5 protein-coding genes and 6 pseudogenes are annotated in these 13,080 nt (G+C 58.2%); 9 read left to right on the forward strand and 2 right to left on the reverse strand.

Annotated features, from left to right (window positions below):
- Window positions 1–95 precede the first annotated feature (95 nt).
- The 5 genes and pseudogenes from yeiP (at window position 96) to mepS (ending at window position 5,310) form a co-directional block, all read left to right on the forward strand.
- Window positions 96–669: pseudogene (gene yeiP, locus SOPEG_RS14930) on the forward strand (elongation factor P-like protein YeiP).
- Between the two features lie 429 nt (window positions 670–1,098).
- On the forward strand, window positions 1,099–2,568 hold the full coding sequence (locus tag SOPEG_RS14935; RefSeq protein ID WP_025245946.1) for a mannitol dehydrogenase family protein: 1,470 nt from the start codon (window positions 1,099–1,101) through the stop codon (window positions 2,566–2,568).
- A gap of 12 nt (window positions 2,569–2,580) precedes the next feature.
- Window positions 2,581–3,559: pseudogene (locus tag SOPEG_RS29800) on the forward strand (CobW family GTP-binding protein).
- 48 nt (window positions 3,560–3,607) lie between these two features.
- Window positions 3,608–4,326, forward strand: a pseudogene (locus SOPEG_RS14945) (phosphatase PAP2 family protein).
- A 408-nt stretch (window positions 4,327–4,734) separates the two neighbouring features.
- A complete protein-coding gene (gene mepS, locus SOPEG_RS14950) occupies window positions 4,735–5,310 on the forward strand; it encodes a bifunctional murein DD-endopeptidase/murein LD-carboxypeptidase (protein WP_025245947.1) in 576 nt (191 codons plus the stop codon).
- A 534-nt stretch (window positions 5,311–5,844) separates the two neighbouring features.
- On the opposite strand, the pseudogene SOPEG_RS29805 reads toward mepS, so the two are convergent.
- A pseudogene (locus SOPEG_RS29805) lies at window positions 5,845–6,678 on the reverse strand (sugar phosphate isomerase/epimerase family protein).
- Between the two features lie 141 nt (window positions 6,679–6,819).
- Here SOPEG_RS29805 and SOPEG_RS14965 point away from each other — a divergent pair.
- From SOPEG_RS14965 to yejF, 4 genes and pseudogenes are all read left to right on the forward strand, one after another.
- Window positions 6,820–8,625: pseudogene (locus SOPEG_RS14965) on the forward strand (extracellular solute-binding protein).
- A gap of 14 nt (window positions 8,626–8,639) precedes the next feature.
- Window positions 8,640–9,734 carry a microcin C ABC transporter permease YejB gene (locus SOPEG_RS14970; protein WP_025245949.1) on the forward strand — a complete coding sequence of 365 codons (1,095 nt, stop codon included), beginning with the start codon at window positions 8,640–8,642 and terminating at the stop codon, window positions 9,732–9,734.
- Window positions 9,731–10,758, forward strand: a pseudogene (locus SOPEG_RS14975) (ABC transporter permease). Before SOPEG_RS14970 ends, SOPEG_RS14975 begins: the two are co-directional and overlap by 4 nt.
- A 1-nt stretch (window position 10,759) precedes the next feature.
- A complete protein-coding gene (gene yejF / locus SOPEG_RS14980) occupies window positions 10,760–12,370 on the forward strand; it encodes a microcin C ABC transporter ATP-binding protein YejF (RefSeq protein ID WP_025245950.1) in 1,611 nt (536 codons plus the stop codon).
- 153 nt (window positions 12,371–12,523) lie between these two features.
- Here yejF and SOPEG_RS14985 read toward each other — a convergent pair whose 3' ends face one another.
- Window positions 12,524–12,871: a YejG family protein gene (locus SOPEG_RS14985; protein ID WP_025245951.1), complete on the reverse strand. Its 348-nt coding sequence runs from the start codon at window positions 12,869–12,871 to the stop codon at window positions 12,524–12,526.
- Window positions 12,872–13,080: the final 209 nt, after the last annotated feature.

The raw sequence follows: 13,080 nt of genomic DNA on the forward strand, positions 1-13,080 counted from the left end.
GCAACCCCGCGACACTCTTCAGCCCCCTCTGCCCGGCACCGACGGCAACGGTAAGGTGTCGCCATGATCACGACATACACTACAGGTCCTTGTTAATGGCTAGAGCTAATGAAATAAAGCGCGGCATGGCGATAAATTACAATGGTAAATTATTGCTGGTTAAAGATATCGACATCCAAAGCCCCAGCGCGCGCGGCGCCAGTACGTTATATAAAATGCGTTTCGCCGATGTCCGTACCGGTTTGAAGGTTGAAGAGCGTTTTAAAGGCGATGACATCCTTGATACCATCACCTTGACCCGGCGCTCGGTAACGTTCTCCTATGTGGACGGCGACGAATATATCTTTATGGACAACAAGGATTACACCCCCCTACATCTTCAAAAAAGATCAGATTGAAGATGAGCTGCTGTTTCTCCCTGAGGGCGGTATTTCCGGCATGCAAGTGCTGACGATGGATGGTGCGGTGCTAGCGCTCGAGCTGCCGCAGACCGTGGATCTGGATATCGTCGATACCACGCCGGGCATTAAAGGGGCTTCCGCCAGCGCGCGCACCAAACCCGCCACCCTGACGACCGGTCTGGTTATCCAGGTGCCGGAATACCTCAGCAGCGGCGAGCGTATTCGGATCCACGTGGCGGAACGCCGCTACATGGGACGCGCCGATTAACCGGACCGCATCGGTTAACCCTACCGCGACGCATGAGATAAACGCGGTTCGCCGGCTTAGCACATCACGTCGGTCAAGCACGCTATGGCGGCTAGCCTTGGCGCAAGGGCTGAGCTCGCGATTCGTCCCCTTCGCTGCGCATTGACCCGCCCGCCACCTCGACCCTTTGCTGCACATTGGCCTGCCCCCCGCCACGCGGTTAACTTTGGCGAAAGAGCGCGCCGGCCCGCGCTTCTGATAGCGGTTAAACTTGCCGGGCGGCGGGTTAACCGCCTATTGCCCTTTACGCCGTCGTTATCCTGACCAATTGAGCGGTTTTAGACTGTCCGGCTTGCAGCATTAACTTTTCATGTTTACTCTGTTAACAAAAAAGTCACTTTCGCCTCGGCTCTGCCGTTGCCGGGAGCGCCCCTCTACTAAGGACACCCCATGCCAACTATCGCCTCAGTGTCGCTACCGGAACTGGTGCAGCAACCGGGCTACGATCATCATCGCCTTGCCGGACGAATCGTCCATATTGGTTTTGGCGCGTTCCACCGCTCCCACCAGGGAGTGATGACCGACCGGGTGCTTAATCGGCACGGCGGCGATTGGGGGATATGTGAGGTTAGCCTGCACAGCGCCGATCTGTTGCAGGCGCTGCGGCGTCAGGATCATCTCTACACCGTGCTGGTCAAGGGCCCCGACGGAGAGAGCGCGCGGGTGATAGGCGCCGTATGCGACTCGCTGATCGTTGCCGAACAGGGTATCGACGCTCTGCTGGCGAAGCTGGCCGAGCCGCAGGTGGCTATCGTGTCGCTGACCATTACCGAGAAAGGCTATTGCATTGAACCGGGCAGCGGTCAACTCGACCGCACGCACCCGGGGGTGATCGCGGATTTGGCGGCGCCACACGCGCCTCGCACGGTGCACGGCATTCTGGTTGAAGCGCTTAACATGCGCTATCGCCGCGGCCTGGCGCCTTTTACCGTTCTCTCCTGCGATAACATCCCCGGCAACGGCCAGGTGGTGCGCGCGTCGGTATTGGGGTTAGCGCGGGATGCGGCGCTGGGCCGCTGGATAGCCGATCACGCGTCCTTCCCGGCCACCATCACCATGGTGGATCGTATCGTGCCCGCCGCCAGCGAAGAGATGCTGGCGGACGTGGCGGCGATGCTTAGCGTGCGCGATCCTTGCGCCATCGCCTGTGAGCCCTTCATCCAATGGGTGATTGAAGATCACTTTGTCGCCGGCCGCCCGCAGTGGGAGCGGGCGGACGCCCAGTTGGTCAACGATGTGACCCCCTTTGAAGAAATGAAGCTGCGGATGCTAAACGGCAGCCATTCGTTTCTCGCCTGGCTGGGCTATCTGTCCGGCTACCCCCATATCAGCGACTGCATGAATGACGCTGCGCTGCGCGCCGCGGTCGAGAAATTGATGATCAACGAACAAGCGCCCACCCTGCGGGCTATCGAGGGAGTGGACACGGGTGACTACGCCCGGCAGTTGCTGACGCGCTTTGCCAACCCCGCCCTGAAACATCGCACCTGGCAAATCGCGATGGACAGTACCCAAAAACTGCCGCAGCGCATTCTCGATCCGCTGCGTTGGCATTTACGGCACGGCAGCAGCGCCCCGCTGCTCACGCTGGCGGTGGCGGGCTGGATGCGCTATGCCGGCGGGACTGACGAGCGGGGGCAGCCTATCGATATCCGCGACCCGCTGCAAAGCGCTCTGGCGGAAATCGCAGCCCAGCATGAAGACGGTCCGGGGCGGGTGCGGGCGTGGCTTGCGTTGCGAAACGTTTTCGGCCAGGATCTGCCGGAAAACCCGACATTTGTCGCCGCGGTCACCGAGGCTTACCGATCGCTGATGCAGCACGGTGCGCTGGCGACGGTCGCCGGTCTTCTTAACGACTAACGCGGAACCGCCATGACGACCCAAACCACCTTGGTAACCGGTTTTCTCGGCAGCGGGAAAACCACGACGTTATTGCATCTGCTTAGCCAGAAACCCAGCGGCGAGAAGTGGGCTATTCTGGTCAACGAGTTCGGCGAAATCGGCGTGGACGGCGCCCTGCTCGCCGACAGTGGCGCGACGCTTAAAGAGATCCCCGGCGGCTGCATGTGCTGCGTTAACGGTCTGCCGTTGCAAATCGGCCTCAATACCCTGCTGACGCGAAAACGGCCCGATCGGCTACTCATTGAGCCCACCGGTCTGGGCCACCCCGCGCAAATCCTCGCCCTACTGGCCTCGGACACCTATCAGAACTGGCTTACGCTGCGGGCCACGCTCTGCCTGCTTGACGCCCGACAGCTGAGTCAGCCGCGCTATCGCGACAACGATAACTTCCACGATCAGTTGGCCGCGGCTGATATCATTATCGCCAACAAGCAGGAAACCTATACCGACGCGGACCGGGAGACGCTGGTGGCGCCGCGCCAGCGCGAACGATAGAGACCTGTTCACCGTCAGCCGCGGACAGGTACCGGTGACGCTTTTGGATCGCGCCAGGACAACTCTGCGCGCGCCGGCGCCCGGCGCCGGTCATGAACATCAGCACGCCCCCCCGTAGCGGACTGGCCGCGCTCCGTCTGCCGGGCAATGAAGGCTGGCGCCGCGCGCTGAATCAGGGGCAGGGCTATTATGCCTGCGGCTGGATATTTGATAGTCAAACCCAATTCGACACCTTGGGGCTGTTGGAATGGGCACGTCTGGCGCCCCGGTGGAACGCATCAAAGGGGTGCTGCGGGTGAGCGAAGGCACGCTGCGGATAAACCGCCAGGGTAATGATCTGCACACGGAAACCTTGCCGCAGCCGCCGAGGGACAGCCGGATAGAGCTTATTCATCCCCAGGCCGCGAACTGGAATCGCTTTCAGAGCACATTGTTGAAACTCCGTTTAGGTTAGTTCGATTATATTTAAATAGAGTTATTCGTTTAGCGAAAGGTTTGGTCCATGTCTCGCCTCCCGGCCATGGCGATGCTGAGCTTGCTCGGCGTGGCGTTGTTTTTTTCCTGGTTTCTGCCCGCGCATCACGGTTTCTGGTTCGCACACGACAGCGGCATCTACCATGCGGTAAATCATCAGGCGGTACGTCATCCGCTGTTTGCCGATTTGTTGGCTATTACCAACAACCGCGTCTTTGATCTGTGCTCATTGCTGGCGATGGGCATCGTCTATTTGCGCTACTATCTGCGCGCCGATGCCGCCGCATGCTGGCCATTGGCCTGGCCATGATCATCACCGCCCTGGTGCTCAACCAGTTGGGCCATCTGGTGCCGGTGACGCATGTCAGTCCGTCGCGCTATTTCAAGGCCACGCCCAGCGTCGTCAGCATCGCCAAACTGACGCAAATTCCCACCAAAGAATATTCGAGCGACAGCTTCCCGGGCGATCACGGCATGCTGCTGATGATTTTCGCCGCCTTCATGCTGCACTTCTTTGACCGTAAGGGGTTTTTGCAGGGCGTACTGATTGTACTTCTCTTCTCGACGCCGAGGATCCTTATCGGCGCGCACTGGTTCACCGATGTGGCGGTCGGTTCACTGTCCATTGTTCTGGTGGGCTTGGGGCTGTGGCTGCCCGGCAGCGGTTGTGATGCGCTGGTGAAGCGGCTTGAGCGCTACCTGCCGCGCACGGCGAAGTTCAGCGGGCGTCGCCAGCCGCACGGATAAGAAAATATTATCCGCCGCCGAGGGGTGTCATCCGCGCCAAGAAGCGGCCTGGCGCGACGCCGCGCCCCTATGAATGCAGCCACACGCGCCGCCGCTCTGCGCCGGCGCCGATTTCGCCCAACGCTGCCGATTATTTCCGCCACGTTATTCTCTGCACGCTGACAAATAATTACATCATTAAAAGTTATAAGATTACGGCTAAAAACCCTCGCTTTCCTTTATTCATTACGGTAACCTCGAATTCGCTCGACGTCCTGCCCGTTATTTTTCGGTCTTTGAAACGATTGTGTGAGTAATACCACACATTTGTTGAACGAAATCTGGTCAATTAGGACGCGCGTTTAATTCTCATTGTTTGGTATTTTATAACGACATTGTCGTTAAGGACTTCAAAGGATAACACATATAATGGTCAAATCTCAGCCTATCTTGAGATATGTTCTGCGGCTCATCCCCGCAGTGGCGGTTGCGGCCATGCTATCCGCCTGCAGTACTTCTCATAGTCCGAAACAAACCGCTGACATGCGTGCAGTAAACGATTCAAATCATTTCTTACTGCAAGCCTCTCAGGATGAATTTGAAGAAATGGTTCGTAATGTGGATATTAAATCCAAAATTATGGATCAATATGCCGACTGGAAAGGCGTGCGTTACCGCCTCGGCGGCAGTACTAAACGCGGCATTGATTGCTCTGGCTTCGTGCAGATGACGTTCCGCGAACAGTTTGGCCTTGACCTACCGCGTTCCACGCTGGATCAGCGGGAAATAGGCTCCAAAATTCAACGCGGTAAGCTGCGTCCGGGCGATTTGGTGCTGTTCCGCGCCGGCTCAACGGGCCGCCACGTGGGCATTTATCTGGGTAACGATCAATTTGTTCATGCGTCCACCAGCAGCGGCGTAATGATATCCAGCCTGAATGAAAGTTACTGGAAGACCCGCTACCGCGAAGCCCGCCGAGTGCTTCCCAACGACGCGCAGAGTTAATTTGGTTATTTATTGAACGTCCGAACTGCCCAATGAGAGAAAAAAGCCGCGCAAAAGCGGCTTTTTTTATCCTTAATCATCCTTGTGATGAATTAATGAATTTGTAAAATAATTGAATGCGATATTTACAATTCAATTAATGACTGTTAATTAATTCTTTCCTTATTGGCTATATCGCCGCCCTGTAGTTTAATTGTTTGGTAATTGTTGCCAGAAACGCTGCGTTATCCCCTCTTCCGTCTGAATAAAGCCAAACGTTTTTCGCCGCCTGACCGACATTATCCGCAGGGCTAAACAGAATAATTCGCCTGGTTACCGCCAGCGCGGGACGCGAAAAACGCGCGTTTACCCCGCCGGACCAGGATATTAGCCAGGTGGGTCAAACTTGCCGCCGGGCGCACCGGTGCCTGGAGCCTACGGCGCCCGCGTGAAATCTTGACGCGGTGCGCCGCTGCGGCGGTGTTACCGGTTTCAAACGGAATAACCCCATAAAAAACAGTTTTACCAGTAAGGGCGACAGGCACGGGCATCGCGTTAGTCCTGGGCCTCTACCTGCCGCTGCAACCACTGTAAAGACGCAAAACCTTCCGCGGCCACCGACGCCGGCGCTGACTGCCGGTAACGATCGTTGAAAATCTCCAGCGACCTGACGCCCTGATACCCGGCCTGCCGCGCCGCTGCGGCAAACGCCGCCACCGCCAGCGTGCCTTTGCCGGGGAAACAACGGTGGTGCCGGCTCCATTGATCGACCGGCATGGTCGGCGAGGGCCGGGCGGCGGCATCCGCCATTTGAATAAAGTAGAGCTTGTCGGCCGGGATAGCCATGATTTCACGTGCCCCCTCCCCTTGCGCCAAAACGTGAAAACTGTCCAGCATCACGCCCAGATGAGGATGAGCGGCGGCGCGCACCCGATCTCACGCCTGACTAAGACGATTCACGTACTTACCCCAGGCCAGCGCTTCATAAGCCACAGCGCAGCCATGCTGCTGCGCCAGGTCCGCCAGGCGGCGAAGATCCTCAATTTGCGCCGCGGGCTCGGGGGATGTCGCCGCGTCGGTTGCGCTACAGGCCAGCAGTAGCCTACAACCGAGCTGGTTCATGTTTTCCAGCAACCGCCGGGCGTTTTCATTGGCCCCGGCGCGACGTTCGGCTGGCGCGCCTACGTAATTGCGCAGGGGTTGTAGCACCACCACCTCCAGATCCAACGCGTCGGTCAAGCGACGAACGTCCCGCGCGCTGCCGGGAAAGGCCTCCAGATCGTCGGCAAAAATCTCCACGGCAGCAAAGCCCGCGCGCGCGATGGCCTCAAGTTTTTCCGGTAGCGTGCCCGATAGCGCGACGGTGGCGATAACCTTACGCATAGTCATTCTCCTGACAACCCGCCTACGGCGGGGACCTGATTGATTGTTCTAATAATTATGGTAAAAAAACGTTATAGTCACCAACGGACGCTGATGAATCTGTTTATTCCCGTCGGCGGATATCGGACGAGCTAGGAGCATAAGCGGATGTTTCCACATGTTTGGCTGGCGCTGCTTTTCAGCGTGATTTGCCTGTGCGCCCTGGCAGAGCCCCTGCGCGACGGCTATGCTTTCGCGCTGCTGGGCGAGCCGCGCTACCCGCCCGACTTCACCCATTTCGACTATGTCAATCCGGCCGCGCCCAAGGGCGGCAGCGTGACCATGGCCGCTATCGGCACGTTCGACAATTTCAACCGTTACGCGTCGCGCGGCACGGCGGCGGCGCGTACCGAACAGCTTTACGACAGCTTGTATGTCATCTCCGATGACGAAGTGGGCAGTTATTATCCGTTAATCGCCGAGTCGGCACGCTATCCCGCCAATTATGCCTGGGCGGAAATCACGCTTAATCCACGCGCCCGCTATCATAACCACCAGCCGATTACCGCCGCCGATGTGGCGTTTACTTTCAACAAATTTATGACCGAAGGGGTCCCCCAATTTCGGGTGTTTTATAAAGGGGTGAAAGTGAAAGCCATCTCCCGACTGACGGTGCGCTACGAATTCCCCGAGCCGAACAAAGATGCCTTACTTGGGCTGCTCACGCTGCCGGTGCTGCCGGAAAGTTTTTGGTCGCAGCATAAACTGAGCGATCCCCTCACGTTTCCGCCGCCCGCCAGCGGCCCTTATCGGCTAACCGCCTGGCGCACGGGCCAGTCCGTCACCTTTAGCCGGGTGAAGGATTATTGGGCGGCCACGCTGCCGGTCAATGTCGGGCGCTACAACTTTGATACCCTGCGCTATGACTATTATCTTGATGATAATGTCGCCATGGAGGCGTTCAAAGCCGGGGCGTTCGATCTGCGCATCGAAGACTCCCCCAAAAAATGGGTGACCCAGTACCGCGGCGGTAATTTCGACCGCGGTTTTATTGTGCATCGCGAGGTGGCGAACAACGCCCCGGTATCCACGCCCTGGCTGAGTTTCAACATTCAGCGGCCGCTGTTCGCCGACCGTCGGATCAGAAAGGCGCTGTCGCTGGCGTTTGATTTTGAATGGATGAATAAGGCGCTTTTTTATAATGGCTATCAGCGCGTTAACAGCTACTTTATGAATACCGATTATGCCGCGCGCGCCTACCCGGACGCCGCCGAGCTGACGATACTGGCGCCGCTCAAAAATCAGGTGCCGGCGGAGGTGTTCAACGCTATCTATCAGCCGCCGGTATCCGACGGCAGCGGCTACGACCGCGGCAATCTGCTCAAGGCGCTGGCGTTGCTTAAACAGGCCGGCTGAACGCTGCGCGATAAGCGTCTGGTGGACGCCCAGGGGAAACCGTTCCGCTTTGAGCTATTGGTGATGAGCGGCGGTAATAACCAGTACATCCTGCCCTTTCAGCATAGTCTGGCGCGCCTTGGGATCACCATGACGGTACGGGAAGTGGACAGCGCCCAGTTCACCAACCGCCTGCGCAAACGGGACTTCGATATGATCCCTTCCTCCTACGGCGCGTATGCGTTCCCCAGCAGCGATTTGCAAATCATCTGGGGGTCGGCGTATGTGGATTCCAGCTACAACCGTCCCGGGGTCAAAGACCCCGCTATCGACCAGTTGATTAACCAAATCGTGCACCACCAGGGCGATAAAGCGGCGCTGCTGCCGCTAGGACGGGCGCTGGACCGGGTGCTGACCTGGAATTATTTCATGATCCCGCTGTGGTATTCGCACCAGATCCGCCTGGCCTATTGGGACAAATTCGCCATGCCCACCCAGCGCCCCACTTATGACCTGGGATTCGACAGCTGGTGGTATGATGTCAATAAGGCGGCGCAATTGCCCGCCCAGCGGCGCTGACGAGGAGGACGGGCTTGACATCCTATGTATTAAAACGCCTGCTGTTGATAATCCCCACGCTGTGGGCCATTATCACGCTCAATTTCTTTATCGTACAGATTGCGCCGGGCGGGCCGGTGGATCAGGCGATTGCCGCCATCGAGCTGGGACAAACGGCCGGCTTTGGCGGCAGCCATGGCGATCCCCTGTCCCGCACGCAGACCTTGCACGGCGGCCAATTGGGGGATAATCAATATCGCGGCGCGCGGGGGCTGGATCCGGAGGTAATCGCCGAAATTACCCGCCGCTACGGCTTTGATAAACCGCTGCACGAGCGTTATTTCACCCTGCTGTGGCAATATGTTCGCTTTGACTTTGGCGACAGCCTGTTCCGCGGCGCCTCCGTGATGCAGCTGATTAAAGGCAGCCTGCCGGTATCGGTGTCGCTCGGCGTGTGGAGTACGCTGATTATTTATCTGGTATTGATTCCTCTCGGCAACAAAAAGGCGGTGCGCAGCGGCAGCGCATTCGACACCTGGAGCAGCTCCCTTATCATTATCGGCTATGCCATCCCGGCGTTTTTGTTCGCCGTCCTGCTCATTGTGCTGTTCGCCGGCGGCAGCTATCTCGATTGGTTTCCGCTGCGCGGCCTGGTGTCCGCCAATTTCGCTACCCTGCCCTGGTACGGCAAAATAGCCGATTATTTCTGGCATCTCACGTTGCCGGTGCTGGCGATGGTGATTGGCGGTTTCGCGACGTTGACCATGCTCACCAAAAACGCCTTTCTCGACGAGATCCGCAAACAGTATGTCGTCACCGCCCGCGCCAAGGGTCTTGGGGAAAGCGCCATCCTGTATCGCCACGTCTTTCGCAACGCTATGTTGCTGGTTATCGCCGGCTTTCCCGCCACCTTTATCAGCATGTTTTTTACCGGCTCGCTGCTCATCGAAGTGATGTTCTCACTGAACGGCTTGGGCCTGCTCGGTTATGACGCCACGCTATCGCGCGATTACCCGGTCATGTTCGGCACGCTGTACATCTTTACGCTTATCGGGCTATTGCTGAACATCATCAGCGATATCACCTATACGCTGGTTGATCCCAGAATCGATTTCGGGAGGCGCCATTGAAATCCTTGTCGCCGGTTAATCAGGCGCACTGGGCGCGTTTTCGGCACAACCGCCGCGGCTATTGGTCGCTTTGGTTATTTATCCTGCTGTTTGTCCTCAGTCTAGGCTCTGAGCTTATCGCCAACGACCGGCCCCTGCTGGTGCGCTATCAGGGCCAATTCTATTTGCCGTTATTTCATGATTACAGCGAAGCCAATTTCGGCGGCCCGCTGGCCAGCCGTGCGGATTACCGCGACCCGTGGCTTGAGAAGCGGCTGGACGAGCAAGGCTGGGCGCTGTGGGCGCCGGTACGATTCAACTACCGCACTATCAATTACGCCTCCCCCCTGCCATTCCCGGCGCGCCGCCCAGCGCAGGTAATTGGCTCGGCACCGACAGCAACGGCCGCGATGTTCTGGCCAATCTGCTTTATGGCTTCCGGCTGTCGATGCTGTTCGGGCTGGCGCTGACGCTTCTGTCGAGCCTGATAGGTATCCTGGTCGGCGCGACCCAAGGCTATTACGGCGGCCGTCTGGATTTGTGGGGTCAGCGCGTTATCGAAGTGTGGTCCGGTATGCCGACGCTGTTTCTGATTATTTTGCTGTCAAGCGTGGTGCCGCCCAATTTTTGGTGGCTATTGGGCATTACCGTGCTCTTCGGCTGGATGAGCTTGGTCGGCGTGGTGCGGGCGGAATTCCTGCGCACCCGCAATTTCGACTATATCCGCGCCGCGCAGGCGATGGGGGTCAGCGACCGGCGCATTATGCTACGTCATATGCTGCCCAATGCGATGGTGGCGACGCTCACCTTTCTGCCGTTTATTTTCTGCGGCTCGATAACCACGCTGACCTCGCTGGACTTCCTCGGCTTTGGTCTGCCGCTCGGTTCGCCCTCGCTGGGGAACCTGCTGCTGGAAGGGAAAAACAATTTACAGGCGCCATGGCTCGGTATTACCGCCTTTATCACGCTGGCGCTGGTGCTGTCGTTATTGATTTTTATCGGCGAAGCGGTGCGCGACGCCTTTGATCCGGGGAAGGCGTACTGAGATGAACCGCACTCCGCTATTGGCCATTAATCACTTAAGCGTGGCGTTCCACCAGGGAAGCTCGGCGCGCCGCGTCGTCGAAGACGTGTCGCTGACGTTGGATGCGGGCGAAACGCTGGCGCTGGTGGGCGAATCCGACTCCGGCAAGAGCGTTACCGCGCTATCGGTGCTGCGCCTGCTGCCCGCGCCGCCGGTAGCGTACCCCGGCGGCGAGATCCTGTTTAACGGGCAAAACCTGCTGACCGCCGACGAGGCCGTACTGCGGCGTATTCGCGGCAATGACATCGCCATGATTTTTCAAGAGCCGATGTCGTCGCTTAATCCGCTGCATACCCTGGAGAAGCAGTTGAGCGAAGTGTTGATGCTGCATCGCGGTATGCGGGGCAAAACCGCTCGCGCCGAGGCGCAGGCCGCCCTTGAGCGGGTAGGCATTCATCATCCGGCGAGCCGTCTGCGGGATTATCCCCATCAACTATCGGGCGGTGAGCGCCAGCGGGTCATGATCGCGATGGCGCTACTGACGCGGCCGAAGCTGTTGATTGCCGACGAACCCACCACCGCGCTCGATGTGACGGTACAGGCGCAGATCCTGCAATTACTGGCGGACCTGCGCCGAGAGTTGAATATGGCGCTCCTGTTTATTACCCACGACCTGAATATTGTGCGCCGGCTGGCGGACCGCGTCGCGGTGATGCAAAACGGCCGCTGCGTGGAAACCAATCGTTGCGACACCTTGTTCAGCGCGCCGGCTCATCCCTATACGCAGCGATTGCTGGCCGCCAAACCGTCGGGCCAACCGGCGGCGGTGGCGCAGGATACCGCCCCCCTGTTGCGGGTAAACGCCTTGGGCGTCAGCTATGGCGGCAAGGGCGCCTTATTTACGCGGCGCCAAGCGTCTAAAACCGCGCTACATAATCTTAGCTTTTCGCTGCGGCGCGGCGAAAGTCTGGGTCTGGTGGGGGAATCCGGCTCCGGCAAAAGTACCACCGCGCTGGCGCTACTGCGGCTCATCGCCAGCGAGGGGGAAATCTGGTTTGACGACTTGCCTGTGCATCGCTTCAATCGCCGGCAGATGTTGCCGCTGCGCCGGCGCATTCAGGTGGTATTTCAAGATCCCTACTCGGCGTTAAATCCCCGGCTATCGATGGCGGAAATCGTCGCGGAGGGTCTGCTGGTCCACCAACAGCTCAGCGCTCAAGCCGTGGAGCAGCGGGTCATCGCCGCGCTTGAGGAGGTCGGCCTGGATGCCGATAGCCGTCATCGCTACCCGGGCGAATTCTCCGGTGGACAGCGCCAACGCATCGCCATCGCGCGCGCGTTGATTCTCCAGCCCGAATTGGTGATCCTTGATGAGCCGACATCCTCTCTGGATCGCACGGTTCAGGCCCAGATATTGTCATTGCTGCAAACGTTGCAGCAAAAACACCGGCTGGCCTATGTGTTTATCAGTCATGATTTGCAGGTGGTGCGCGCGATGTGCCATCAAGTTGTGGTACTGTGGCAAGGACAGGTGGTCGAACAGGGCAGCGCCGACGCGCTGTTCCACACGCCGCGGGCGGCTTATACCCGCGAGTTAATGGCGGCCGGACGCCAGGCGGTCACGGAGGGGTAGCCCGATGGCGGCGCATCGGCATAGACCCGGGAGCCCCGATAGGCAAGGGGCTTAAGGCGCGGCACAAAGGTGAGGTTTGCGGCGTCGGCGCGGCGCGCGTTGGGGGAGCAAAGGCGAGAAATCATGGGCGCCGGCCGTTGATGGGCTAAAGCCTCATACTGAGGTGATATACGGCGCTGCCGCAGGTTCAGCTACCGCGACGCCAATATTTTTTATGCGACACAACCCGGCGCATTCGTCTTCACGATGCAAAAAAAGGCAGGGCTTGCCATCGCATTCCACGATGGAGCAACTGACTTCGATCTCGGCCAGCGTCCGGGCAAGCTCGCGCATCACCTGCCAGGCCGTATCATCGCCGTGGCTCAACAGCGTCAAACCAATCAGAACATTGTCATCATGGCTGGCGGCAATGATCGGCTCGACCTTGACGTCGGTATACCCCTGTAGCCAGCGGTAGTGATGCGGTAACCGGTGTACCACGGATAATTGTAAATTCGTCACTGCCTCTCCCCAGAAGCGCCATCACATAACAATTTTATCACATGAGCATAATACTAGCGTGACATCTGCACAAAAAAGTCATATTCCGGTAGTTATTAGTGTCTAAAGTGTGATATAAATCGACATTTTAACCACTATGTAACCTTTTTTGGCTACGCAATACAACTTTTTTATGCATAACTGTTACATTATGTAGGGGCATCAATGAT

Source organism: Candidatus Sodalis pierantonius str. SOPE (assembly GCF_000517405.1).
Classification (GTDB): domain Bacteria; phylum Pseudomonadota; class Gammaproteobacteria; order Enterobacterales; family Enterobacteriaceae; genus Sodalis_C; species Sodalis_C pierantonii.